Annotated in this window: 16 protein-coding genes and 1 pseudogene; 5 read left to right on the top strand and 12 right to left on the bottom strand. The window is 42.2% G+C overall.

Going from position 1 to position 25,977, the window contains the following annotated elements; translation table 11 throughout:
• The 10 genes from EZ449_RS15890 to EZ449_RS15845 form a co-directional block, all read right to left on the bottom strand.
• A partial coding sequence (locus EZ449_RS15890; RefSeq protein WP_131560605.1) for a TlpA family protein disulfide reductase occupies positions 1-1,977 on the bottom strand: 1,977 nt, incomplete at its 3' end.
• Positions 1,978-2,001: 24 nt separating this feature from the next.
• Entirely contained in the window at positions 2,002-3,390 is a 1,389-nt protein-coding gene (locus tag EZ449_RS15885) for a RagB/SusD family nutrient uptake outer membrane protein (protein WP_131560603.1), read from the bottom strand.
• A 10-nt stretch (positions 3,391-3,400) separates the two neighbouring features.
• The gene (locus EZ449_RS15880) at positions 3,401-6,739 is read right to left on the bottom strand and encodes a SusC/RagA family TonB-linked outer membrane protein (RefSeq protein WP_165499788.1); all 3,339 of its coding nucleotides are present in this window, start codon (positions 6,737-6,739) and stop codon (positions 3,401-3,403) included.
• A 222-nt stretch (positions 6,740-6,961) separates the two neighbouring features.
• The gene (locus tag EZ449_RS15875; protein WP_131560599.1) at positions 6,962-8,083 is read right to left on the bottom strand and encodes a FecR family protein; all 1,122 of its coding nucleotides are present in this window, start codon (positions 8,081-8,083) and stop codon (positions 6,962-6,964) included.
• Between the two features lie 99 nt (positions 8,084-8,182).
• Positions 8,183-8,770 carry an RNA polymerase sigma factor gene (locus EZ449_RS15870; protein WP_131560597.1) on the bottom strand — a complete coding sequence of 196 codons (588 nt, stop codon included), beginning with the start codon at positions 8,768-8,770 and terminating at the stop codon, positions 8,183-8,185.
• Positions 8,771-9,074: 304 nt separating this feature from the next.
• Positions 9,075-11,720 (bottom strand): outer membrane beta-barrel protein, encoded by a 2,646-nt coding sequence (locus EZ449_RS15865; RefSeq protein ID WP_165499787.1) that lies wholly within the window; start codon positions 11,718-11,720, stop codon positions 9,075-9,077.
• Between the two features lie 546 nt (positions 11,721-12,266).
• The gene (locus tag EZ449_RS15860) at positions 12,267-12,995 is read right to left on the bottom strand and encodes a LytR/AlgR family response regulator transcription factor (RefSeq protein ID WP_131560593.1); all 729 of its coding nucleotides are present in this window, start codon (positions 12,993-12,995) and stop codon (positions 12,267-12,269) included.
• The gene (locus tag EZ449_RS15855; RefSeq protein WP_131560591.1) at positions 12,992-14,053 is read right to left on the bottom strand and encodes a sensor histidine kinase; all 1,062 of its coding nucleotides are present in this window, start codon (positions 14,051-14,053) and stop codon (positions 12,992-12,994) included. Before EZ449_RS15855 ends, EZ449_RS15860 begins: the two co-directional genes overlap by 4 nt.
• 81 nt (positions 14,054-14,134) lie before the next feature.
• Complete coding sequence (locus EZ449_RS15850) at positions 14,135-14,923, bottom strand: DUF4249 domain-containing protein (protein ID WP_131560589.1); 789 nt, start codon at positions 14,921-14,923, stop codon at positions 14,135-14,137.
• Positions 14,924-14,936: 13 nt separating this feature from the next.
• Entirely contained in the window at positions 14,937-17,270 is a 2,334-nt protein-coding gene (locus EZ449_RS15845) for a TonB-dependent receptor (protein ID WP_131560587.1), read from the bottom strand.
• Positions 17,271-18,448: 1,178 nt separating this feature from the next.
• Here EZ449_RS15845 and EZ449_RS15840 point away from each other — a divergent pair.
• The 4 genes and pseudogenes from EZ449_RS15840 (at position 18,449) to EZ449_RS23540 (ending at position 21,863) form a co-directional block, all read left to right on the top strand.
• Positions 18,449-20,518: a glycoside hydrolase family protein gene (locus EZ449_RS15840; protein ID WP_131560584.1), complete on the top strand. Its 2,070-nt coding sequence runs from the start codon at positions 18,449-18,451 to the stop codon at positions 20,516-20,518.
• A 139-nt stretch (positions 20,519-20,657) separates the two neighbouring features.
• Entirely contained in the window at positions 20,658-20,987 is a 330-nt protein-coding gene (locus EZ449_RS15835; RefSeq protein ID WP_131560582.1) for a YciI family protein, read from the top strand.
• Between the two features lie 73 nt (positions 20,988-21,060).
• Positions 21,061-21,504, top strand: a pseudogene (locus EZ449_RS23150) (SRPBCC family protein).
• Positions 21,505-21,599: 95 nt separating this feature from the next.
• Complete coding sequence (locus EZ449_RS23540) at positions 21,600-21,863, top strand: CorA family divalent cation transporter (RefSeq protein WP_131560615.1); 264 nt, start codon at positions 21,600-21,602, stop codon at positions 21,861-21,863.
• A gap of 308 nt (positions 21,864-22,171) precedes the next feature.
• Here EZ449_RS23540 and EZ449_RS15815 read toward each other — a convergent pair whose 3' ends face one another.
• Positions 22,172-23,926 (bottom strand): CocE/NonD family hydrolase, encoded by a 1,755-nt coding sequence (locus tag EZ449_RS15815; RefSeq protein WP_205943019.1) that lies wholly within the window; start codon positions 23,924-23,926, stop codon positions 22,172-22,174.
• Between the two features lie 129 nt (positions 23,927-24,055).
• A complete protein-coding gene (locus EZ449_RS15810; protein WP_131560574.1) occupies positions 24,056-24,649 on the bottom strand; it encodes a Crp/Fnr family transcriptional regulator in 594 nt (197 codons plus the stop codon).
• Between the two features lie 891 nt (positions 24,650-25,540).
• Between EZ449_RS15810 and EZ449_RS23535 the strand changes: the two genes are divergently transcribed.
• Positions 25,541-25,798 carry a discoidin domain-containing protein gene (locus EZ449_RS23535; protein WP_131560613.1) on the top strand — a complete coding sequence of 86 codons (258 nt, stop codon included), beginning with the start codon at positions 25,541-25,543 and terminating at the stop codon, positions 25,796-25,798.
• The last annotated feature ends 179 nt before the right edge of the window (positions 25,799-25,977 follow it).

Here is a 25,977-nt window from a genome sequence, read left to right as displayed (position 1 = left end):
GACCATCCTAACCAGGTCGCCGTCAAATCCCCCATAGACCCATCTCACATAGCCATTCTGATCAATGATCACCTTTTGAGGGATACCGTTCATCTGTAACTGCCTGGCATAGCCATTGAACACCAGGCCCATCTTGCCCGTTTTTGGATCGGTTTCGTCATACAAAACATCGAAGTCATATTTCTGATCTGCAATAAAATCGGTAGTCAGCTTTTTATAGTTCGGAGAATACTCAAGCGTTGCAACGAAATAAAACTCTACCGTGCTGTCTGGTTGATATTTCTTTACCAAAGTTTGCATACCGGGCATCGCCTGTCTACAGGGATAACACCAACTTGCCCAAAAATCCAGCACCACAATCTTCCCCCTAAGTTTTTCCAGGTCTATTACCTTCCCCTCCATGTTCTTGAGTTTGAAGGCCCCGGCAGGTAATTTGATCATAGAATTCTTAAGCTTTGCAAGCACTTCCTCCGTTTTCCTGCCAGAAGAGAGCGATGCATAGTATTTGTCAAAATCCTTATCACTCTTATGCTCCTTGGTATAATAGGTTTTTAACAATGTAATTATGTCAGGATGAACCTTATTTGCTTTAATTGCCTCTTCCATAAAGTACCTTGCTTCGGCTTCTCTATGATCATGGTCAAGCAATTGGATGTATAAGCTGTTGAATGTGATATCACTGTAGCCTAAATAGTCTTTTACCATATTTGCATATTTGAGTGCTTCGGTAAAGCTTCCGTTTTTATACAGCAGATTTGCATGAAAAGCGATGGACCATCGGTTATCCTGCACCACAATTCGATTCCATTCCACTTCTGAGAAATAACCTCTGCCACTAGTCTGCGAATCATTCGATACAGCGCGCCTCATCAGGTCCCTCATCAAAAATTTCGATAAATCTAGCTGTTGATCGATTGTGATAGGAGAGTTTGTGCCTCTGAACGGAAAGTCGACAAAATGCGCATAGTCGTATCCCACTGTTCGGTAAGGCCCTTCAGTGATCAGCTTTTTCAATTGATCAAATCGCTTTTGAAAAAACAAATAGGTCGCCACGCCATTGTAAACGTTAATAAAGAAAGAAGGGTCCCCGATAGCCGGATTAATATAGTCATCAAAAGGGTAGTCCGATGGTGGGTAACGCTTCATGAAAGCTTCCAACATTTGTGCTTTATGTTCCTGGTTTCTATCGAGGTAAATACTGTCTATCTCTAGAAGACGGCTACGTAGGCCGTTAGGATATTGTGTCAATATGAGCTTTTTTACCGAATCAGCCAACAACGGTTTGTGCAAAATGCGCCCGTAAGCTTTTTCGACACCTATCATTTCTCTTTCATTAACATCTGGTAATTTGAGTATAGCATCGCCAGCTTGCCTTAGACCGGTATCCGCTTTCGCAATTTTGATATACGCTTTAATAGAACGTGCCATATCAAAAAAGACATGCCTCCTGATCTGAATGTTATCAAAATCTTTACCGATCCAGAGCTGTACCAGCGTCCTGGGTTCTATTTCTGATTCTTTGGAAACTAGGGGCATCATCTTAGATTCAAAATTCTTAAACCTGAGCAGTCCCCATGCCGTATTCGCTCCCGGTGCCATCTTTTTTCCATCTTTTTCATGGACCATAAAAGCAAAAGGAACGCGTTCGCCAACATCAACACTGTCACCGATCCAGAAACGATAGGACATCAGTGCAGTTCCCTCGGGAATGTGATAGTTTGATACATATCCAGTATCGGTCTTGACAAGTGGGAGGTCATGACCCTCCCACTTATAGTCTTTAAATAAATAAACCACCCCCGTAACTTTGCCTACGGTGCCTAAAGGCTTATAGAGGGTTGTTACATCGCCGCCCTGTTTTACAACCGCAGGAAAGAATTTGAATGGTCGTTGCGTTTGCGATAGTACATCTTGGCTGAAAACAACTACGCAAATTAATATGGTCAGCAGATATCTTATTTTTATGAATTTCCTCATGTTTATATTAGAATTAGCCTGGGCTTAATAGCCAGGGTTTTGATTCAAAAAGGGGTTCAGTTGAAGTTGTGTATACGGTACTGGAAATAAGGATGCTGCTGGTTTCCACCCGGGTTTATTTGTGGTTAAAACTGTATTGATAGTTTTGGTTCTTTTGAGATCCAACCAGCGATGGCCCCATTCGCAAAACAGTTCAGTTTGACGTTCATGTTGTATTGCTGTCAGGACATTGGCCTGGTTGCTGACTGCTATATTAGGTAGGCCAGCACGTTTACGGATCACATTGATATCACTTACGGCGCCGCTTAAGTTATTTTGCTGAGCTCTGGCTTCCGCCCTTATTAAATATTGTTCGGCAAGTCTTAGCATAGAATAGCCTTCCTTAGGGACTGTAAGATTATCGCGGCGTAACTTGTATTTATAGGGATAAAAGTATTTATTCGTTCCTATAGTAGCGCTGGTAATCCATTGTGTTTTGCGAAGATCATTTGCTTCAAAGGCGTTGAGCAGCGTAGTGGTGATAATATATGCTGGAACACTGGTTGCCGAAGAGGGAATAAACAGTTGTCCTTCGGTGGTTTCGTCTCCCGGTGCGGGCGGGCTCATTTGCCAAATCTCTTCTTGATTGCCAACTAAGAATACATTATTGAGCGTCGGCTCAATTTTATAGGAGGCGTTGATAACCATAGTAGCCGAGGCCTCAGCCGCTGCCCATTGTTGCTCATAAAGCTGTACCCTAGCCATAAATGCTGCCACGGCAAAACGGTTAACGCGTAATTTATTATAAGGTTCTGTATCATTGGCTAACAGAGCTTGGGCATCTTTCAGGTCATTATCAATTTGCTTATAGATAACTTCAACACTTACCCTTGGCAGCGAACCATTAATCTTGTAATCAGTGGTCAGTACCAAAGGAACTGCTCCGTATAGGTTGACCATGTAAAAGTTCAGGAATGCTCTTATAAATTTCGCCTCCCCAGTTATTCTGTTCCCTACAGTGATTCCCAACGTTGTACTGTTGTCAACGCCCTCGATACAAGCGTTTGCCTGGTAAATAAAAGTGTAGGCACTGTTCCATAGCGTTGTTACTGTACTGTTCGTTGGGTTTATGACATTAGTAAGGAGTTCCTGAGAGGCAACAAGATTGGTAGTTAGGCCCATCTCGTCGGCCGACAGTGCCGAGGTCGTGTTTACCAGGCTATTGGCTATTCCAGTCGTGCCGGCAGCGTTCATCATATTAATATAGATGCCATTAATCGCCGCTGTGGCGTTTGCGCTGTCGGCAAATATCTGATCTGTAACTATTGAATTTGCAGGGGGAGGTATTTCTATGAATTTGCGACAGGAGTTCAACGTAAGCATAAACATTGCGCAAAAGTTAAGTGCGAGTAGGTATCTTGATTTATTTTTCATTGTTGTAAAATTAAAGGCCAAAATTCAATCCAAATGCCACCGTTCTTATTGGCGGAACATTGTAATAACTCTGCGTCTCGGGGTCATTTCCCTTGTAGTTGGTTATGGTTAACAGGTTTTGCGCATTTACATAGAGGCGGCATGTACTCATGCCTAGCTTTTGTATCCATGCATCCCTTAAGGCATAAGTAAGGCCCACTGTTTTCAGCCTGATGTAGGAAGCATCGGTATATACACCATCAGAGGAACGGTAAAACGTAAATGCGTTACTTGCCGCTGAAGTCGTTTGCGAAGTCAGGCGCTGGTACTCGGCCTGGTCTCCAGGGTTCCTCCAAACATTTAAGGCATCAAGCGGCACGTTGAACTGGTTACCTATCGCGCTCGTAAATGAGGACATATAGCTCTTTCCCTGCTGTTTTCTGAATTCAAAGAAAATATCAAATTGTACTCCCTTATATGCCAATGTATTTCTCCAGCCACCATAAAAATCTGGTTCAGTATTTCCGATTATAAATTTGTTATCACCGTTGGAAGGGGATGGTGCTGAGGTAACGTCTCCCTTTGCTGTTAGAAACTCGTAAATACCCGTAGTTGGGTTTACACCAACATATTTATAGCCCTTTGCTACGCTCATAGGCTGCCCGATCGCCAGATAGTTGCTGTAGGAGGATGTCTCTAAGCCCGGAAAGGACAACAACTTATTTTCCGGAACGGTTAGGTTAAAGGCAGTTTTCCAATCGAACTTTCCTGGTTTAAGTACATTTCCCGATACTACGAATTCCCATCCTTTATTCTGGACAACAGCCTGAAAATTTTCGGTTACCCTGTCGAATCCAGCCTGAGAGGGAAGCTGGTACTGAATGAGCTGATCAGAGCTACGATTACGGAACCATGCTGCGCTCACTATAATCCGGTCGTTCAAAAATCCCAAATCCAGGGCAGTTTCGAGTTTGCGCGTCGTACTCCAACTGAAATTGGGATTTTCCAGGTTTTTCGGCAGGTAACCTACACCACCATTATATAGATAAGTGGTTCCTAAAGCCGACCAATTGGAGGTGTATAACGAGCTCCCTACGTTATCGTTTCCCGTAGTTCCATAACTCGCCCTAAATTTACCAAAACTTACAAAGGGTAACGCGTCCTTGAATAATTTTTCATTAGAAAATATCCAGCCAGCAGCCATAGATCCAAAATTTCCCCATTGCTTACCGGGAGCGAACCTGCTGGAGCCATCAAATCTTCCGGTAAGGTCTACGATATATTTATCATCGTAAATATAATTGACGCGGCCGAAGCCCGCGTTGTATTTGTAAGGCTTGTCCCCGTCGGATATCGAGATTGTTTTTGCCGATGATATTGAGCCCAATAATAAATCGTTGGAAAAACCGGTACCCGTTATACCTATATAGTTATTGTTCGTTTTTTGGAGTGTACCACCAACCAGCAAGTTGAGTTTACCTTTACCTATTTGTCTGTCGTAGCTTATTTGCGGCTCCACATCCCATGTGTAAAAGTTGTTTATACTCTTGTTGGCAACCGATGAAAGCACAAATGAGCTTGGGTTTTGCGCAGAAACGGGATACGTTGAAAATTCGTTCGCTGTAAAGGTATTGTAACCTAACAACGACTTAATTTTTAAACCGGGGAGTATTTCATAGCTGATCAGCATACTCGAGAGGAAGTTATACTGGTTCACAAGATCAGATCTTTTTAGATAGGCCATTGCGTTGGAGCCACTTACGTTATTATTGTATGTGTTAAAATTGATACCCTTATAGTCCCATTTTAGTGAGCCGTCGGGGTTTACAAGGTCCGGGAAGTTGGGAGGCAGGGTAAATGCGCTTAATATCGAAGCCGATCCTGGCACATTATTTTTGTCGTAGCTATATCCTGTCGAGAGATCAACAACAAATTTTTTGTTGATGGATGTGTGACGCAGTTTAATGTTGCCGTTTATCTTGTTATCAGTGAAATCGCCGGGAAACATATACGTTTGCCGATTATAACCCACATTGATATTGAAAGTATTACGCGCATCTCCACCTGATAATGCCAGGTTGCCGTTTTGGACGCTTGAATTCTTTCCATAAAACGCTTTCAAGTAATCGGTATATCGGTTCGTATCAAAGATGAGTAGGTCGGGCGCGTAACTTGTACCTGGATTTACGGTCGGCGTTACACCATCGTTACTGTATGCCTCTCTGCGCATATCCAAGTATTGTGATGTATTTAAAAGTGGCATAACTCTTGAAAGTGTATTCACCCCAGCATAGATGGCTCCTGTAAATTTAGTTTTACCGGCAACGCCCTGTTTGGTAGTGATTAGGATAACTCCATTTGCACCCCGGGCACCGTAAATTGAAGTTGCATCAGCATCCTTCAAAACTTCTATGCTTTCAATATTTGACGGATCGATACTATTAAAAGGGCTTAGTCCATTGCCGGGTATACCTGTATCGTTTACCCCTTGAATTCGGTTAACAGAAGCATTTTGTGGGGCGAACGGGATTCCATCAATTATGAAAAGGGGGTTATCCCTTGGGATTTGGTTAACGGGAACAGCTGATGAGCCTATCGTATTTTGCCCACGTATTTGGATATTGACGGCAGAGCCGGGAATACCACTGTTGCTTGTGACAAGTAGGCCGGCTACACGACCTTGTAGGGCTAATAAGGGATTAGATACCGACTGTGAGGCTATCTCCTCGCTGGTTACCTTGGAGATTGAGCCGACACTTGTTCGCTGTGTTGTGGTGCCATAAGCTATAACCTGAACCTCATCCAGTTTGGATGTCGTTATACTCATTTTTATAGTTCCAATTAAGGGGATCACCGCTACCTCTCTCGTCTGATAACCGATTGCTGAAATAACCAATACCGCTCTAGGGTCGAGCTCTATTAGCGTGAAGTTACCGTTGCTATTGGCAATGGTTGCCCGGTTACTACCTTTAACCCTTATGGTTGCACTGGGAATCGCTACGTTTTGCTCATCCACAATCCTCCCCCTAACATCAATAAAAAACGCACCTATAATCCCCCTGTTGGGGGCTCTAACTTCTCGCTTTCTGATCAAGACGGAGTTATCACTTATCTCATATTCGAGCGACTGATTCTTGAATAGTTTATTTAAAACATCGATAAGGTCCGCATCTGTAACATTAATGTTGACAGGCCTCGCGTTTTCCAGAACGCTTTTAGTTACCATAAAATCAAAACCGGTTTGATTTCTGATCTCTTGAAATACATTTTCCAAGGATGAGTTTTTTTCCTTTAAAGTGATCTTCTGTGCAAATGAATTGGCGTTCACCTGCATAATAACCATAATAAGTAAGAGCGTGGTAAGCTTCATTATCAAAAGAATTTTGTGCCTACGGCATGCCAGCCGTAAAAAAATTTCGGGGTAAGTTTCGTACATTTGTTTAGCATTGTGCTATACGCCATGATCTGTCAAGAGGGCGGCGTTAGCGGTTTAGTTAGTAATTTTTTAATTATTTTCAATTGGTGCTATCAAAGGTCGGGGATTCGATTGCAGTCGAACCCTGCCTTTTTTATAACACATCAAGTAGTTAACTTACTTCGATACGGTCACCCTCCTTCCTTCAACCTTAAAATGAACTGAATTTGAATATTCAAGCATTTTCAATACCTGACTGATATTTTTATACCTGGAAATTGTTCCATTATATTCTTCTCCGGACATTTCGCCCTGATAAATCACATCTATATCATACCATCGTGAGATACTGCGCATGATGGTTACGATGTTTTCATTGTTAAATCGAAAATATCCATTTTTCCAGGCTGCAGCTTCCTCCGTATCGGCGTTTTCGATATTAATCTCACCGGACTGTTTAGCAAGTGCTTCCTGTCCTGGTTTAAGAAATACCGATTTTTTCCCAAGCGTAATCTTTACACTGCCTTCAAACAAGGTCGTTCTTAGTGCAGGTTCACCATCGTAACTGTTTACGTTAAAATGTGTACCCAGAACTTCAATATATTGACCTTTGGTGACTACAATAAAGGGTTTTCGTTTATTGTGGGCTACCTCAAAATAAACCTGCCCGGTGATCTCGACCTTACGTTCATTCGTGTTAAACGATACTGGATACCTAATCGACGATGCCGCATCAAGCGTTGCCTTAGTGCCATCTGCCAGCACAATCTCGAACTTCGCGGCACGAGGGGTCGATAATATATTATAAACCAGCGGGGCTTTGCTCGCCTGTGAATTTTTGTAGGAGATTGAACCTTTCTTTGATTTCTCAACCTGAGTATTAAGCTGGCTTGCCAATATCCCATTTATTGAATCGGTCAGGGAAATTTTTCGGCCATCTGCTAACATCAACAGGGCTTTCGAAGACCCAGGCGCTATCTCGTGGGTGAGCCCCGAAAGAGTAGGTTGCATAACAGGATTATCGAACAAGGTATAGTAAAAGACAAAGGCACCCAGCAGTAGGCAGGCAGCGGCCAATTGAGGCCAAAACCTGAAACGCCTTTTATAATGGGTTATGCCCGTTCGTTCGAGTGTTCCTGCCCAAAGTTCCTGGGCAAGATATTCAAAATCTTCCTCATCCGTAAGTGATTTGCTATCGGCCAGACTCATATACCAATTATCAACAAGCGTGCGCTCGTTCGGCGTAGCGGTATTGGCTAGGTATTTTTCAATTAAGCTGGCTGCTTCATGTTTCTTCATTCCCCGGACATTTAATTATAGACACATGAAACTATGCGGGGGGGTATCCGCATGTAAAAAAAATAACATGAATTTAATAATTTGCTAATACGGCTGCCTTTAGCGCAGAATGACTAATAGCAATAGTGCTGCGCCGCCTGAAACTTTCAAGTTATTGCGAATTATCTTTAAGGATTTTCCCACCTGCTTTTTTACAGTTTGTTCTGAGGTTCCCAAACGTTGCCCTATCTCTTTGTAGGACATATTTTCCTTCCTGCTCATCTCAAAAACCTGACGCATTCGTGGAGGTAGCGCAAATATTTCCCGTTCAATTGCGGCAGCGAGGTCGCGCTCATCCAAATAATGAAGAGTTGTCTCGCTTATGTCATTAGCATAAGCCGCTAATGATTCCAAATAATCGTTCTGGAATTTTTGCTGGCGAATCGTATTGAGTACTTTATTGCGTGCAATGGTATAAAGGTAACCAGCGAAATTGACTGGTTCGGAGAGTTTTGCTGCATCTGCCCATATTTTGCTAAAGACGTCCTGCATGATATCTTTGGCCCCATCCTCATCCCTCAACATTTTATAGATGTGTGCATACAATATTCTCCAATATCGGTCGTAAATCTCAGTGAATGCAACTTGATCCCCTGCTTTAATCAGGACCAATAACTCAAGATCAGTATATGTTCGATGGTCAATCATTAAGGGAAGTTAAAATCTAAGATATGTATTTATTTCAACTTGCCTTATAATTGGTACTCTTACCTGTATCCAAATGTTTAGTACACCTTTCAGATGGACTGTATTAGAACTTTGTGTTTCAAGACGAAAGTTAAGCTTAGGAAGAGTTCCCGCAAAATCCCAAGTCGTTAGTTGCTGCGATTTTCGCCCAGTGGCCAGGTCCGCCGCCAAATATCGAGGCCTTGGTTAAGAACGGTAGTGTTCAATAGTGCTAAGTGACAGCATAAAAGCTTTCGGATAGTGGTACAAAAATATAATTGACTATTTATGAGCCCCCGAACTTTTGAACCCTGTAGATTAAGGACAGCATGAAATACCTGCCCAAACGGTTCACCTGTCTATCTACAATCACATTGTCAAATACATCTCTTGAAATGCCGGAGTTTTGATCGAAAAGGTCGAAACCTTCAATTCGAAGGGCGGCCATATTTTTTTTCATAAACTTATATTCCATCGATAAGCGCAATAAGGTTGGGTTACGTGTAATCCCATTATCAAAGCCTGAATTGACTTGTTTGGTAAAATCATAACCTATAGTAAGGTCCTTAAAAAAGTAATTCCGACCTTCAATTCCGTACTCAAAGCGATTGGAACGACGATCTGTAAATGTTGCGCTTGAGTAATGAGTCGAATTTTGAGAGTATGATGTTTCGATCTCGAAATTTACGATATCCTTAAGATCTACTCTAAATTCCAGTTCCTGACGCCATGACACGTTTTTTGCATCAATTCTGTTATCATCTGTAAAGGAAATATTATTGTTAAGCTGTCCCGAACCAGAGTAGCCAATCGTATACTTTCGTTCAGGCGAAAGTGGTTTGCTGATATTATAATCGCCTTGCATAGTGTAAAAGCCATCTGTATTTGTATAGGTAGTTAGCTGATTGACAGTGCCGGGTACGCGTCGTTTAATCGTTACAATTCTGTCATTTGTGCTTTCATATTTAAAGTTGGCTAAGAGAACTTTTCCGGCGCTCCAATCTGCCTGCTTATAATGCGCACTGAAGCTGTGAACAAACTCAGGCTTTAGATCTGGATTTCCTGTAATGATGTTCTGGAGGTTTGAATTATCAGAGATGGGTTGTAACTGCTGAAATCCCGGTTGATTGTTTCTGCCCCAGTAATTAACATCCAAGGATTGCTGATATGAAAATTTATAGGAAAATCTTCCAGAAGGGATTAGATTAAAAGAACGGCTAGTTGTTTCTACATTATTGCCTAGGTTTTGCCCTTTTAATAATACAGGTTGTGCACTTACCCCAAGTGTGTAGTTCAGTTTTTCACCAATGTATCTATAATTAAGTCCAGCTTTGTTGGTAATAAATTGATAATCATAAATGTTACTCAAGTCAGGATTGAATAACTGGCTGCCCCCAACTCCATCATAGGTATCCTTCGAGCTATTTGTTGAAGACCGGTTCCAGCTGTAATTTACTTCCAGAAAGATTTTTGCCCAAAGCGGCTCCATGTAAGAAGCGCCAACATTGAGGTTGAGACTACGATTGTTCTGATTATTCAATTGGTTTTGAATTAGAGAATCAACCACACTGGCATTCGTATTTAGGTATTTATTATATACATCTCTATTATTTTCACCGTTAGCATAATTAATATTGCCCCATGCGCTAAGATTGCGTCCTTTTTTTGAGAATTTATGGTTGTAGAACATATTTATTCTTCCATTAAAATTGCTCGAATTGTCGGAGTTCCTGCTGTCTCGACGGGTCAATAAATTATCCTGGGTAGTCAAAGAACCTCCCGTATTGTTTCCGCTGCCGGTATTATAAGAAAAATTTGGCGAGATCTTCAGGTAATTCATGGTGTCGATCTTATATTCCAGATTGCCTCCAAACCAGTGGTTATAATTGTCGGCATTATTATTACCACGGGCATCTTCAAATCGGTTTATTGGATTTTGAGCTGAATCTTGCAGAATATTCAGGGTGTAGGTAGAACTAATGGTGTTATTTTTATCATTAGTAAAATTGTAACCGGCATCGGCTGATAATTTTGAATTGAACTCATTTTTGTAATTCAATCCTGCAGCATTTCTAGTCGTAATACCATCACCACCACCTCCACGCATATTGGCATTGGCTAATGTTCCGTCAAAGGAAATTTGCTGTTCACCTTTCATGCTGTTACCTCTTAAATTGGCATTATATCTATCAGAATTGCCAACACCTGCAGAGGCCCTTGCAAAATAGCCTTTCTTTTTATCCTCCTCTATGGTTAGATTAAGTATTTTTTCAGGTTCGCCCGTCTTAATGCCTGTTAGCTTTGCCTGGTCGCCGTAATCATCAACAAACTGTAGGTTTTTAATAATATCTGCCGGAAGATTTTTAATTGCCGTGGCCACATCAGTTCCAAAAAAATCCTTACCATTGACCCGTATCTTAGTCACAGGAGAGCCCTGACTGGTTACATTGCCATCTTTATCCGCCTTAATGCCAGGCAATTTCTTTAGCATTTCATCTACAGCATCTCCCTCGCGTACAGGGAAAGCCTTTGCATTAAAACTCACGGTATCCTGGGTAACCCTTACCGGCGGAGTACCTGAGATTACTACTCCGTCAAGGGTGTTGGATGAGGGCTTCAGTTTGATATCCGTAATGTTGATGGACGTACCGTTGTTAATGACATACGCTTTAATATATACATCGTATCCTATAAACGCGGCAGATAAGGTAAACTGGCTGGATTTAAATTTGCTAAATAGAAAGGTACCATCGGGATTTGTAGAAACAGCGGAACTATCATTACCTGATTTAATTCTGACTACAGCGCCAGGAAGTGACTGCCCAGTGGTATCGATCACAATGCCCTTTATAGAATAATTTTGTGCGGCGCTATTTGTATAAAGTGCTGCAGTCAAAAAGAATAGCAAAATCGATTTAGTAGGGGCCCTCATGGATATATTTATGTTTGGCATAAAAATACAAACCCTTTTTCAAACGATCTTTAGGGTAATTAATATGTTACCAGACTGGGTTTTTATCTTTTGCATCTGCCAGGGGGGGCGAGCGCCCAAAAAGGAATGTTTGAATCCGCTTTACAGATAGAGATTCCCGTATAATACAATCTTGCTCCGTAAAATATACGCTTAATTAGATGGGATGATCCCCACTTCCAGTACTTCTGGTAAGTCAGGTGGTGAAAATTTTAAGATGTGTGGAAAGGTTAGCCCTCTATCCAGGTTTTTAGCTAGCTAAAACAAAAAAAACAGAGTTAGTGTATAAAAATGCCGAAATTGTGAGCACCTATCGAGATAGAGGCACCGATAAAGATAATATTATACGCCGGGAGGGCCAAAAGAGTAGGGAAAAATTGACTCAAATTGTCCTGTCTCGTAGTAATCAGTCCCATGCCAAATCGCATGGTGCACCTTGCAGTTGCGGTAAATTTATCCTTATATTCCTGTCCTTTCAGGTAAAAGGTACCGATGGATGATAGGTGCCTAGGATTGCCTGCCTATTGTTTTCTTGGCTACAAATTCTTCAAAAAAGTATGTCCGATAAGCATTGCCTATCGGTACTTCGTTATCCCCGATGAATACCACATGGGTATTGAAAGAGTCCACCTGCTGGATATTGATGATATTTGATTTACTGATCCGGATGAAGTTCTCCTGCGGTAACTGGTCGTGTATTGTTTTAATGTTCATGGCGGTAATGATGCGGTCGCCTGATGTATTCAGTACAACGTAATCCTTCAGTCCTTCTATGAATAAGATATCCTTAAAATAAAGCTTAACAAACTTACGGTCGGCTTTTACGAAGAAATAGTCATCAAAAGTACTCTCTACCGTATGGTTCCGGTCGGCTGATTTAAGCAGGGCGCTATAATCAAAAGCTTTGTGAATGGCCTTATTAAAGCGTTCCTGGTTAAATGGTTTGAGCAGATAATCGATAGCTTCTACCTCAAATCCATCAAGTGCGTATTCTGCATATGCCGTGGTAAAAATAATCAACGTGTTCTTAGGAACAGTCTTCGAAAAATCGATGCCGTTGAGGCCGGGCATACGGATATCCAGGAATATCAGGTCGACTTCGTTGGTTCTCAAAAATTCTGCGGCAACATCCGCACTCCCGAAGCTTTTCAATAGCTGCAGATCCGGGTTGGCCCTTAGGTAAAGCTGGATGGCGCCGCGTGCCAATGGTTCATCATCGACTACAATACAATTCATATGTTTAGTTTTAATTCAACGTTAAACTGATCCTTTTTATCATCAATGTACAAATAGTGGCGGTTAGCAAAGAGCAGCTCCATTCTCCGCTTCACATTCACCAGGCCCAAACCGCCTTTTTTGTTCAAGATCGGTGCTGTTGCAGGTTTAGAGTTGAGGCAGTTGAAACAAAGTACGTTTTCCTTGAGCGCAAAGGAGATATATACATAGGATGAGTTGACGGCATCGAGGTTATGCTTAACGGCATTCTCAACAAAAGTGATAAATAATAGTGGTGGCACCAGTACTCCGCTCAGATCGCCCCTTAAGGTAATGTCAAAATCAAATACATCGCGCCTTATCTTTTCGAGATTTAGAAAATCTTCGATAAAGCGGATATCGGCAGTGAGCAGTACTTCGCTCATCGTACTATCGTAAAGCTGATAATGTAGCAGATCGCTCAGCCTAATCAGGATCTGGGAAGCTTTGGCGGGATCGGTTTGCGTTAATACATTAACGTTATGTAGGGTATTAAACAGGAAATGGGGATTGATCTGGTTTTTTAACTGTTCGAGTTCAGATTGCATGGTAGCTGTTTCGAGTGCATTGAGCCTTTGCGACATCACAATGGAACGCTGAAAAAGTTTCACTGCGACAATTGCAGCGATGGTGGTGCAAAATGATACGGAGATCGCGATCACTTTCGGACCACTGGATGGCCTTTGGACGGCATCAATTCCAAAATGTTCAAGGTAATGGCGCGCAATAAAAACAATGAGCATGATGAGTGCCAATAAACCGACAACCCACAACCCAAAGGCAAAATAGCGTTCCCTGAATATAAACCTGGGAATAAGGTAATACATGTTTAAATAAAAAAGCGCCAATAGAACAAAAAAAGCAACGATTTTAATATAGGTATTAGCGGGTTCGGTAAGTGCATCTTTTGCGTTCAGCAGCAGCGTAATCAACAGTAAGATGAATGCCAGATGCCGGTGGATACGAAACCTTTTATGGATAATAAACTGTAGGATACGGTCGTTACTGTTATTTACACTGTCTGTTTTATTCTGTTCCATTCTGTAAAATTAACAAATGTGCCATATAATCGCTATGCTAAAAAACTGCTATCGGATTGTCAGCCCGAGGGTGGCCGCTGTTTACTTAACGGTAATGGTTTTTGTTGAGGTGGTGTAGGCACTAAAATACCCTAGCGTAACCGGACTGATATTTGTAGGCGGATCTGAGGGCGTAACGCTACCGCCTGGCCCATCAGAACTTTGGTTCCTTAGCGTAGAGAAATAAGTATACACCGGTTTGTCGATACACTGCATCTCGATACGTACCCTGTCACCAATATTGATATCGATGTCCTCCTGTCGCAGCTCCTGCGTAATTTTGTTTCCGTCTGTAAAGTCATCATTGTTCACCAGGATGGCCTTTACCTGTTCATCGTTGACAAACATCACAAAACGGTATTGGTTAGCCAAACCTTTGGGATCGGTATAATGAACGGTGATCTGCCGAGATCCGTCATCTCCGAAATTACCTTTCTTAAAAGAGATAGAATCTAAGGATACCGTTTCGGGCATCTTGGATGTTGCGGTATAGGCTTTGCCATTTAGCAGTACATGCATGGTATAGATGCTGCCAGGGCTGCCCGATGTGTTATTTACCAAGTAGGTACCTGAAGACCCCTCGGTAAAACCATAACGTGTGCCATTTTGATCGGTTATCGAAACCTGAGCGCCTGAAACGGGTGGATAATTATTGGTATTGGTGAAGGGTACATTCTCACTTATCCTTATCACCTGTTGGCCCGGCGTATTGCTGAGGTTTGCCTCGATGACCAGCTTTCCGCTTTCCTCGCCCAGGTCCAGCTCGACGACTTTCTCACAAGCGGAGAGAAATATTACTGCAATGGCCATCAATATAAGATATTTTTTCATGTTTTTTCGTGCTTTAAAATTTAAAATTCCAGGTAACAGATGGGATCGGGATTGCAAAGATGCTGGTCTGAACAGCCTCGGTCGTATTTGGGATATTCTCGCTGTCTCTAAAGGTAATGCTGTAAGGATCTCTGCTGGCATATACGTTATAAACACTAAAAGTCCAGCTGGAATGAAATCGCTTATGCTCCCGGCCTTCGAGTGTAGCTCCCAGATCCAGTCTGTTTGACGAGGGCTGGCGGTACCCGTTTCTTTCAGAATACGAGAATACGGTCGTACCACCCGAACTGTATTTCCCGGTTGGATAGGTCACCACATTCCCTGTTCCATAAATAAAGCTGCTCGAAAAAGACCACCTTTTGTTTAACTGGTAAATTGCTACCAGCGAGACATCATGCGTGCGGTCTTGCCTAGCGGGATAATAACTGCCATTGTTGATATCTGCAAACTTGCGTTCCGTTTTGGATAAGGTATACCCAAACCACCCATTAAACCTGCCATATTTTTTCTTCAAAAACAGCTCCATTCCGTATGCTCTCCCTGTTCCATAATTCAATAGCGATTCTACATCCTGGTTTACCCTAAGCTGTGCACCGTCTTTATAGTCGATCTGGTTTTGCAACGCCTTGTAATAGACCTCAGCTGAAAACTCATAGGTATTATCACCAAAGTTTCGGAAGTAACCGGCAGCTACCTGATCGGCAATTTCGGGCTTCAGGTTGTTACTGCTCATTACATATAGATCAGTTGGCGTACTACTGGTCGAATTGCTTAGCAGGTGGATGTTCTGAGTATTCCTGTTGTACGATGCTTTGATCGAACTTTCCTCGTTCAGCGAATAGCTTGCACTGAAGCGCGGTTCGAGATTCCAATAATCTTTAACCAGGGAGCCCGGTCCATAGGTTTTTGAACTGGCAATATTTCCCTGTGTGTCGTAAGTATTAAAGGTGCCCGGGCCAAGCAGGAACATGCCACTCAGGCGCAAACCATATAAAAGGGTGAGGCGGCTATTTACCTTCCATTCGTCACTTACATATGCCGCGCTTTCATAGCCGTACCGATGTTCTACATGTTTATCGTTAAAGCTCGAAGCCGAGCCTGTGGTCGATACGTCGCCAGGGGCAATATCATGACGTAGTACATTCAGTCCAAATTTCAAGGTATGTTTACTCCCTGTGTAATAGCTGAAATCCTGTTTAAAGTTAAGGTCGGTAATTTTTGATGTTGCCTTAAAGCCATCATTGCTCTGCAGGCTTTCTACAACATAATTGTAATTACTGTATATAAAAGAGGTGTTTGAAAACAGCTTACTGCTGAAAACGTGATTGAAACGCGCCGTGCCTGTTGAGTTGCCCCAGTTTGTTCCAAAAATATCCTTCAGTCCCAAAACATCTTTTCCGAAATAGCCAGAAAGGTAAATGGCATTTCGGTCGTTAAAGTGATAGTTTGCCTTGGCATTGATGTCGTAAAAATACAGGGTACTCTTATTGAGTGATGAATCGGAAGATGCCTTCAAAAAGAGGTCGACATAGGTTCTGCGGGCACTGATCATGAAGGATCCTTTTCCTTTCTCGATCGGACCTTCCAGTTTTAAGCGCGAGGCAACAAGGCCAATGCCGCCCTGTACCGTAAAATCCTGATTGTTTCCTTCATTCATCTTAACATCTAAAACCGAGGATAACCGCCCCCCATACTCTGCAGGCATACCGCCTTTGAAAATGCTGACGTCCTTAATCGCATCGGAATTGAATGTGGAGAAAAAACCCAGTAAGTGAGAGGCGTTGTAAACAGTTGCCTCATCCAACAGGATCAGGTTCTGATCTGAACCGCCACCCCGCACGTAAAAACCGGTATTGCCTTCCCCCGAGCTCTTGATCCCGGGCATTAACGTAATGGTTTTGAGGATATCCCGTTCGCCCATCACCACGGGCACCTGATTGATTTGTGCCATGTTTAATTTCTCCAGTCCCATCTGTGGAGAGGCAACATTGTCATTATTCTTTTTGTTCGACCGGATCACAACCTCGTCCAGATTGGCCTTATTTGGATTGAGCGGAATACTAATGGTGTGATTCTTCTGTAGCTGAACTTTTTGAGTGGTTGGTTCATAACCGATGAAGGACCAGGTAACCAGATAGGTACCCTCTGGTATGGTTAGCGAATAAAAGCCATAGTTGTTGGTTGAGGTTCCCGATGAAGGGATCTCCTGGACCTTAATAGAGGCTCCGATTAGGGTTTCGCCGGTTGAAGCATCTTTGATGGTACCATTTAGTGTATACTTTTTCTGGGCATGGGCTACAGAAACCGTTAAAATGGAAAACAGCGGTATTAAAAAGTATTTATACATTTTTTATAATTTTAGACGTAAGGTATTGCGATTGCTTTTTGTATTTTTTCATTTTATACCAAATGAGCAATATGTTATACGAAATGGGCTGTTGTGTATAGCAAAAAGACATTGTGCTTAACTTATTTTAAAAGTAGCACCCTATGTGATATACAAATCACCACCGATGTGTTTTGGGTATCCCTGATTTACGGAAAGTTCGGTCATTTCTGCGCAGGCCCAATTATCTTAATAAAGGTGTCCACTTCATTACCCTTAAATCGGGAAAAGTAATTGATCTTGATGTTTACGAGGATTCACAGGTGGTGGCCAACGGCCTTGAAAAACAGTTTGGGGCAGGAATTGAAGAGGCTAACGCTCATCAGATCCTAAGTTAATATTATTGAAATCAATAATTAATAACACGCTTTCTCCGGGCGTGTGTTATGAATTTTACCGCAATACTTTTTTCATCATTATACCGGTCTGTTCATCATTTACCTTTTAAATATGCGTGTCGAAAGCAGTAGAACCATTTTTTTTTGTAAAAATCTTATCGCTCGTGATTTTCTCCCAAACGCCAAGCCAGATATATGAATTCCGCTCTTGCAGGGTAACCGAAATAGCTGTTTTATAAAGGAGTTGGCCGACCTTTTTACCAAGTTGGCTGCTTTATACATAAATAGCTTAATTTCCATACTTGGTATTTACTTTGAGATAGCCAATGGGGTTTCTCTTCATCACAGGTATAAAAAACGATCAATCCGGATTGTTTAATTCCCTATTTACGGTGTCACGCTACAATTAATGTAGATTTGCAGCTATTGGTTATGAGTTTTAACCTGTCGAATCTTTTGCAGTGCGATAATATACTTACGCTAACCATTGGCGGCAAAATGGTCAAGCAGGTTAAACGCGCTGGTCGAGTTATTAAATTATAATAAATAAGTAATCAAATACGCTCGAATCCGGACCGATCATTGGGTGAACGTGCATGCAATATTTTTTTAATACATTTACGTTTAAAGCAACAGTTTGAGTGTGGGGACCGCATCGGGTAGGCAAGAGGTCTGCCAATCTGTGCATGTCAGATCGCGCGAAAACATTTGTGATGTTGTTGCCCTGATTAGCGGTGAAGAGCAATTTGGGTGGTTAAACCCGTGATTTAGATACTAATCGTTATATTTTAATACTAACCAATGAAAAAGAAACTTGTCCGTCATTGCCTGATCATACTAATAATCATCTGCAGTCTGTCCTCTAACGGATATGCTCAAGACCCAGCGGCCGTGAAACTAGTATTACGCTCTTCTCCCTGGCATCTTCCTGAAGGGACTGCACTAAGCGCTCTTTCCTCACAAAAAACGACCGGGACTTTTAGGGTTCCTTCTGACAGCAGCAGCTTTACGATCAAAATGCATGTCAATCTGAAAGTCGATAACTCTTCCAAAACAATTCTGAATATCCCGGGCGTATTAAAGGTTACTGCTTTTCAATATGATGTCAGGGATAGGAAAGGACAAAACTATCCCGCTTATCCTATGCACGATGGTTCTGTTCCTGTACTGGAGGCTGCTCTGCGCCTTTATCCGCCTGGGGAGCCCAAGGGTGCTCGTGATATGCCCGTTGGTATCCCTTTTGGAATATTGAAAAACCCCGAAGGAGGACATGAGGTTGTACTTCATTTCTCCGGTGTCAGATGGACATTATATGTTGATAACGAGCTTTTGGACAACGATTTCGCTTTAGGTTATCCCAGATGGGGTAAAGAAAGCACCTGGGAAATAAATTCTTCACTTGCTTCAAAGGCCGAAATATTTTATCCAGGAATTGAACCGCAAAGAGTTGCCCTTAAAAAGCCCCGCTTTTCAAATGAGATTCAGTACTGGACACCCCAGGGACATAATGCCTGGGTGGGTGATGTGGCCACGTTCTTTTACAAGGGACGTTATCACATATTTTATTTGTTTGACCGACGGGGTCATGGCAGCAAATTTGGTAAGGGAGGGCATTATTTCGAGCATATCTCAACAACCGATTTTAAGACATGGACCGAACATGATGCAGCGACCCCTATAGAAGAGCAGTGGGAGACGATTGGGACCGGTACTCCGTTTATCTTTAACAACAGACTCTCTCTCAGCTACGGACTGCACACTACACGCATCTATCCTAAAGAACAGACCTTACTGCCCTTGCAGTGGGATTACTATAATAAACACGGTGTTACCGGCTCATTCCGTTATGACACTATTGCGGGCTATCCCGCCGGATCCACTTATTCCATTAGCGAGGATGGTATCAGTAATTTTAGGAAGACAAAAATATTGTTCCATCCCTGCGAAAACCCAAGTGTTTATACCGATCCCGATGGGCACTTACGCATGTTGGCGAACTATGGTGCGAAGGGAACCTGGGGATCGGAATCAATCGACGGGGGCTGGCGGTCCATCAATCCGAATTTTCCCCCGGGCGGTGATTGTACATTCTTCTTTCGCTGGGGCAACTATGATTATGTTATTGGGGGCTTCACCGGATTCTGGTCAAAACCAGCGGATGCACGAGAAGATAAATTTGTGAACGGCGTTAAGGAAGGGCTGGACTTTTACAATGGTATGAACGTGCCAGCTGTTACCCAAATAGGGGATGGCCGCTTCTTGTTGGCTGGCTGGGTTCCGATGGTGGGCTGGGGCGGATCATTGGCAATTCATGAAATGATCCAATACCCTAATGGCAGGATCGGGACGAAATGGATGGAAGAAATAATGCCTTCGACGCAAAAAGAAAGATCATTGACCAAAGAAATTAAAGAGACCTCCAGTTTTGTAACAGGATCTTCCTCTTTCCTGCTGACTTTTGATGTAGTACCCGGCACAGATCTCGCAGGAAAACTTGGCATACTTTTCCTTGGCGCAGAGGGTGAAAATCATTCATGTGAAGTACAAATTGCTCCAAAGGCGAAAAAGGCGCAATATGGAAAAGGACAGACCGGAAATTTTTCAGGTCCCGAAAAATCATTACGGGAGGGAGGTTCTCCAACTGGTGCACGTAATTACGCTATTGAGAATCTGGCCGGCACAGATAAACCATTTACCGTTCGCATAATTGTCAAACATGATGATAAATTTGGTGGTTCAGTGCTTGATACTGAAATTGCAGGTCAGCGTACGATGATCTCTTTCCGGCCAAACCTAAAGGTCGAAAGACTGGTCCTTAGAAAAGGAAATACCGGAATAAAAAATGTTAGGATAGCCGCCCTAAAGAATTAGGAATGTCAGTAACTTCCAATTGTCAATGAAGTCTCACAAAGTGATTTCCGGTAATCCATGAAAGAATCTACGAAAAAGCTTGGCTACTTGACCATGTACGTAGTTTAAATAAAGCCGAAAATTATTATAATTTTGAAAAATGAAATATTTTATTGCCACTTACACTCATCCAAATGAAGAAGGCTGGAAGGATTATCTTACCGCCCATATCAAATATCTAGAGCAACTAGTTGAGGACGAGAAATTAGTCGCATCCGGTCCATTGCTAAATACTCCGGTAAAATCAGCCATGCTTATAATAAAAGTTGAAAATGTTGAGGAAGCACAATATATTGTAGCTCAGGACCCGTTCACCATTCAAGGGCTCGTCGGGGAATCGACACTTCTTGAATGGGATCCTTTTTTTGGGAAGTATCAAACCTTTAAGCATAAGATGCTGCTAACCTTACAAAAGTTATTTAGGGGCTAATTCATCTTTTCAAATGGCGCGGCTACCTTTCTGAGCAAAAGCTACTAAAGGGCCGTAATTATACAGGTCTGCTATGGATACAATGGAAAACAGGATCATTGACGCAGTTCCACGGATGGTTTGGCGTGCTTTAACCCAACCGGAAATAATGAAGCAATGGACGGGTGAGCAGGAAACGGAGATCAGTGTTTCGACCGAATGGACAACCGGAAACCGAATAAGTATCACGGGTTTCCATCATATCCGGTTTGAAAATAGCGGGAAGGTCTTAGCTTTCAAAACTGAGGAAAACCTCAGCTATTAACATTTAAGTTCTTTGTCGGGTCTGTCTGATGAAACAAAACATTATTCGGTGATAACATTTTTATTGCACCAGGCAGGCAAAGGTACCCGGCTAACGCTATTGCTGAGAAATTTTCCGACGGAATCAATCTATAGACATATGAACTTGTATTGGAAGGGTACGCTAGTTCACCTTAAAGCTTTTATTGAAAGTGGCCTAGCCACTTCACGGTAAATTGGCTGATCTGTTTTCGTTGTCTTCATTCTAAAAAGGCGAAAGCGACTTTGTCTCCCGGCTTAAGTCAATAGCGGCGGATGTGATGTCTAACTATTAGGCTGGGGGGTCCTCTTATAATTTTCTTCTCTTATAGAGAGGCGATCTCGATTGATTTAAATGATCTTTCGGTTATAAATGAATACCTTAAGAATAATTTTGAATGCCTGGACGATCTGAAGGAATATGTATCAAGTAAAGCCGATCTTGAACAGAACCGCAGATTTAAGACCCTTACTATCGTTGCGGTATGTATCTCCCTGCCCACTCTGATTGCAGAGATTTATGGGACGAACTTCAAACCTTTGCCGGAACTGTAGTGGAAGTATGGATATGTTTATGGAATTATACTTCTGCTGGTCAGTTTTGTAGGACCATTGGTCTGGTTCAAGAGCAAGAGAGGGCTGTAAAGGTTATAGCGTTTAACCATATACCGTACTATTGCGTGAGGGCTGCTGAATGAATTGTGATTCGTGTTACATTGTTTTTCTAACATAAAAAATTATTAGCGAATGTTGATAATTATGGTTCTTTATAATGTTGTTCAAAACTTTTATAGCGTCTTTATGCAGTATAGGTAAAAAGTAACTCCCTTTCTATTGAGAAGGGAGTTATCAATGGTGCCACCTTATTTAACAACGGGCATTTGAAGATAGCTTGCATGTTTTCCGCCTGTGTACAGGATATGTATTCCTTTATTATTGGTTATACATCCCGGTGTTCCTGGCATTACCGACCCTATCTCATCTTTACTGCTGATCATCACCCGTAATGTATCTCCGGCATAATAGACCATGCCGATTGGACTTAGAATGATATCCAATTCTACAATTTCCTTTTCCGAGAGCTTTTCTATACGGTCAAAACTATAAGCGGGAATCTCATCTGTAGACAGAGCTGTATCTAGATTTCTGCTTGAGGCGCGTAAACGGCCATTTGGTCCTTTGTAGCGCAGGGCAGAAGCGCCATCCTGTGTGAAATCCTGCAATGCAGCATTGCGGTTTGGCACAACAAATTCACTTAGTACATTGCCTAACCTGTCAATTTTCTGGACCCAGACAAATACATCCATATCATCTGTCTTTTCCGCTTCCATAAAGAGCTTAACTTTTGGATAGCCGAGAAAAGTGATATCCTTTTCGAAGGTAGTTTGGAACGATACCCGGCATGGTAACGCATCTGGAAAATAACGCACTGCAAGTTCATCACTGTCGGGAGTGGGCTGTAGGGTTCTTGTCCTGCCACTCATATAATAACGCTGAGGCTCTGACTCATCCGGAGGAAAAGACATGGCTACAAGGCCGGTGCGGTTATTTCCCTGAAGATCCAGAAGGGAGTAGCGTACGGCCGGTGTTTTTTCCCAACCGTTTTTTTTGCCGAGTAGGTAATAATCAAAGAACCTACGAAGATCCTCTGTGGATTCCGTACTGTAATAATCAGGCCATTCCTGACTATCGTGAATGCGCAGCCATTTTTCAGCCGAGCCTAACGAACGCCATGATCGGAAAGTTCCCATAGTGTGCAAGGTATTTGAATAACTTGCTACCACATAGGCTGGTACATTGATTTTTGAAACATCGGCTATTTTGTCTTTCCACAGTTCGCAGTCTGCTAATGGATAGGCTTCCAGTTCCGCCGCCAAATCTTCCCGGTTTGCTCCAGAAGCACTAACGTGGTTTACTTGTAAACGATGGATAAAGTTGGGATCCGGAATGCCGCCGATGTACGCCAGGTCGCGGTAGGCATCCTGAAGACCTTCGGTCGGGCTTATGCAGGTAAGGTGTGGAGGCTGTAGCGCAGCGATAAACCATTGGGAAAAGGCGAGATACGAAGTTCCCGACAATGCCGTTTTGTGGTTGGACCAGTCTTGCTCAGCCAGCCATTCTATAAGGTCATAACAATCCTCCGCTTCCTGCGAACCGATCATTGTGATATCCCCTTCGCTATGGGCGATCCCACGTGCATCAGGGTTGCATACCGCATAGCCATGTTGAACCCAATAAGCGGGATCAGGCGCTTCAAATTTCGTCAGACCCGAACTCCATGCATTGCCCATCCCCAGCATGTTGAAAAGATTGACATATCTGGGAGCAGTTCCCGCACTTTTCCCATATGGGCTCCAGCCAATCAGTACAGGGACCTTTTCTTCGGTAACAGGTAGAAAAATATCGGTATAAATGGTAGTGCCGTCCCGCAGTTTTACGGGGATATCTTTCAGATACCGGATGTCGCAATCAAGGGGTTTAAAGCCTGGGGCTATCTGTTCACCTTTCTTTAAAACAGTATCCTTGGTTTCAAAGGGACTTAGTACGCCGTGTTCGATACCGTTGTCAATGTATCCAAATGCCGGTTTGAAAATCATTTTGTCTGTTATTCTATTCATCACTTTATATTTTATAAAATATTAATTAAGGCCGCAAATCGTTTTTCGGCTTCTTGAGATGATAAAATTAGGAGTTAAAAAACAACATATTCTTGAATAAAGACAAGAAAAAAAATAGAGTTCAGAAACTTATTTTTGGTTGGCTTTCCTTTTGAGCTTGCTGAACCACGCGGGCGTAATCCCCATAAAGCTTGCAATATCCTGAGATTGAAACCGCATGAAAATAAAGCCATACTGTTCCATCAGCCATTGAAAGAAATCGATGCTTGTAAGGGCAACGAGATGGTTTTGGATGAGATAGTGGATCTGAAAATAATCAACCATATTCAGGAACATCATTTTTGCCAGAGATGGATATTTTTCGATACAGGAAATGGCAAAATCCTGCTTAAATTCCACCAATTTTGTATTTTCGTTTGCTCTTATATAGTATGCTAAACTGGAGGCCTTGATTTCCGCAAAATTATTTCCCACTATCGGAAAAAATGTCTCTGTATAAAACATGGTGGCGCGGTCTTCACCTCCAGGGGTATTGACGAACCTTATCAGACTGCCGGCGACAATAACGAAAGTCCTGTTCTGCTTTGCTTGATTCGAAAAAAGAATATCTCCTTTATCGATTTCTACCAGCTGAGCATTTTTTTGCAGATCCTGAAGAAAATCTTCTGGGATCCGTTTATTTAACTTTAATCTTATGAGTTCGATAATGAAATCAGGAAGCATAAATGTTTTGAAGGAATAACGTTCGGGTTAGAAAGCAAATGTAGTTAGTTTTTGAGACTTTCTGGCCTCTTGTTTCGGCCGATAGCTAGATGTAGCTATTATACCACAATTGTGTTTTTACTTCTTCTGAGGATACTTAAAATGAATTTACCGAAGCATGGGCTAAACCAGGGTGGATTAACCCACTCCACCAGAAATTAATTTGATATAAAGTTTTAATTGTCAATCGTTAAGTAGATTGACAAAAAAGCGCCAACCAGAATGATTTCCACTTTAATCACCAGATCAGAGAAAATGGCTTATGGGCGGTAGGAGCATTTATCAGGCATGAATGGGACTGATTTCTTATTCTGCATACATGGACTAATTGACTATGAAGAAATTGTCCAGTTCGTCAATTGACTTTTTGACGCCCGTTATTTACAACAAAAAATGTTTATTGAAAATGCCGGATGGTGGTTGAGCCATGAGGTGACAGGCTCCGAAATAATATAGTTAGTGAGTTCAAATAACTATCTTCTGAAAAAGATGTAATATTATTTATTTAAAATAGGTGCTAATCTAGTTTACGGGCGAAATGATAACTGATCTGAAGCTATTGAACAAATGAACTTACGAACAGGCCATATCCTCCCAATACTATCAGATTGTTATGGCTTCTTTCTTAAGGCCTGTATATACTCTAATGGAGATTTTCCAAATTCTTTTTTTACGCCCTTGAAAAGGTTGAGCTACTCTGCAGCCCGGTGCGTTCTGCTACCTCGTATAGAGGCAAATACTCATATGTCATCAGTTTAATTGCTTTTTTAACCCTGTTGTCCTTACAAACTTACCAACCTACCGATTATAGATGCTCTTGATCTTTTGACTGGATGGCGATAACAGTACCTTCTGCATTCACAGTGGCAGGGAACCTCGGCCCCACCTCCCCAGTTCCTTACCGTAGACATGGGTGAGGTCAAAGCCTTCCACGGAATGCCTATCTTGCCAAGACAGGGGGATCAGAGTGGGAAGCCAAATGAGGTTAATGTACAGATCAGTCAGGATAACAAAACCTGGGTAGATGCCGGAAACGCGGATTTTCAAAACAACAAGAACCCACAGCACGTCTTTTTTGAATCGGGATTCAAAGCCTGCCCGATATATTAAAGTAACAATTAACTCCTCATACAATTCGAGCGTGACCCATTTGGCCGAGCTCACTGCTTTTTAAATGTTTTTATTTTGGTTAATATTATTTATTCATCATTATTTAACTCATTGTTAAGATAACAGCGAGGTAAATAAGGGTGCTCCTGAAAATCTTGCGACTGTTTCAGTTCGAAATA

The organism is Pedobacter frigidisoli (assembly GCF_004331675.1).
Classification (GTDB): domain Bacteria; phylum Bacteroidota; class Bacteroidia; order Sphingobacteriales; family Sphingobacteriaceae; genus Pedobacter; species Pedobacter frigidisoli.
The sequence above is the reverse complement of the archived record's forward strand: the minus strand, read 5'-3'. Positions and strand labels throughout refer to the sequence as shown.

Bases quoted from the DNA above. Each gene is read 5' to 3' on its own strand.
- EZ449_RS15885 (WP_131560603.1), bottom strand. From the start codon at position 3,390: ATGAAAAATAAATCAAGATACCTACTCGCACTTAACTTTTGCGCAATG.
- EZ449_RS15880 (WP_165499788.1), bottom strand. From the start codon at position 6,739: ATGAAGCTTACCACGCTCTTACTTATTATGGTTATTATGCAGGTGAAC.
- EZ449_RS15875 (WP_131560599.1), bottom strand. From the start codon at position 8,083: ATGAAGAAACATGAAGCAGCCAGCTTAATTGAAAAATACCTAGCCAAT.
- EZ449_RS15870 (WP_131560597.1), bottom strand. From the start codon at position 8,770: ATGATTGACCATCGAACATATACTGATCTTGAGTTATTGGTCCTGATT.
- EZ449_RS15865 (WP_165499787.1), bottom strand. From the start codon at position 11,720: ATGAGGGCCCCTACTAAATCGATTTTGCTATTCTTTTTGACTGCAGCA.
- EZ449_RS15860 (WP_131560593.1), bottom strand. From the start codon at position 12,995: ATGAATTGTATTGTAGTCGATGATGAACCATTGGCACGCGGCGCCATC.
- EZ449_RS15855 (WP_131560591.1), bottom strand. From the start codon at position 14,053: ATGGAACAGAATAAAACAGACAGTGTAAATAACAGTAACGACCGTATC.
- EZ449_RS15850 (WP_131560589.1), bottom strand. From the start codon at position 14,923: ATGAAAAAATATCTTATATTGATGGCCATTGCAGTAATATTTCTCTCC.
- EZ449_RS15845 (WP_131560587.1), bottom strand. From the start codon at position 17,270: ATGTATAAATACTTTTTAATACCGCTGTTTTCCATTTTAACGGTTTCT.
- EZ449_RS15840 (WP_131560584.1), top strand. From the start codon at position 18,449: ATGAAAAAGAAACTTGTCCGTCATTGCCTGATCATACTAATAATCATC.
- EZ449_RS15835 (WP_131560582.1), top strand. From the start codon at position 20,658: ATGAAATATTTTATTGCCACTTACACTCATCCAAATGAAGAAGGCTGG.
- EZ449_RS15815 (WP_205943019.1), bottom strand. From the start codon at position 23,926: ATGAATAGAATAACAGACAAAATGATTTTCAAACCGGCATTTGGATAC.
- EZ449_RS15810 (WP_131560574.1), bottom strand. From the start codon at position 24,649: ATGCTTCCTGATTTCATTATCGAACTCATAAGATTAAAGTTAAATAAA.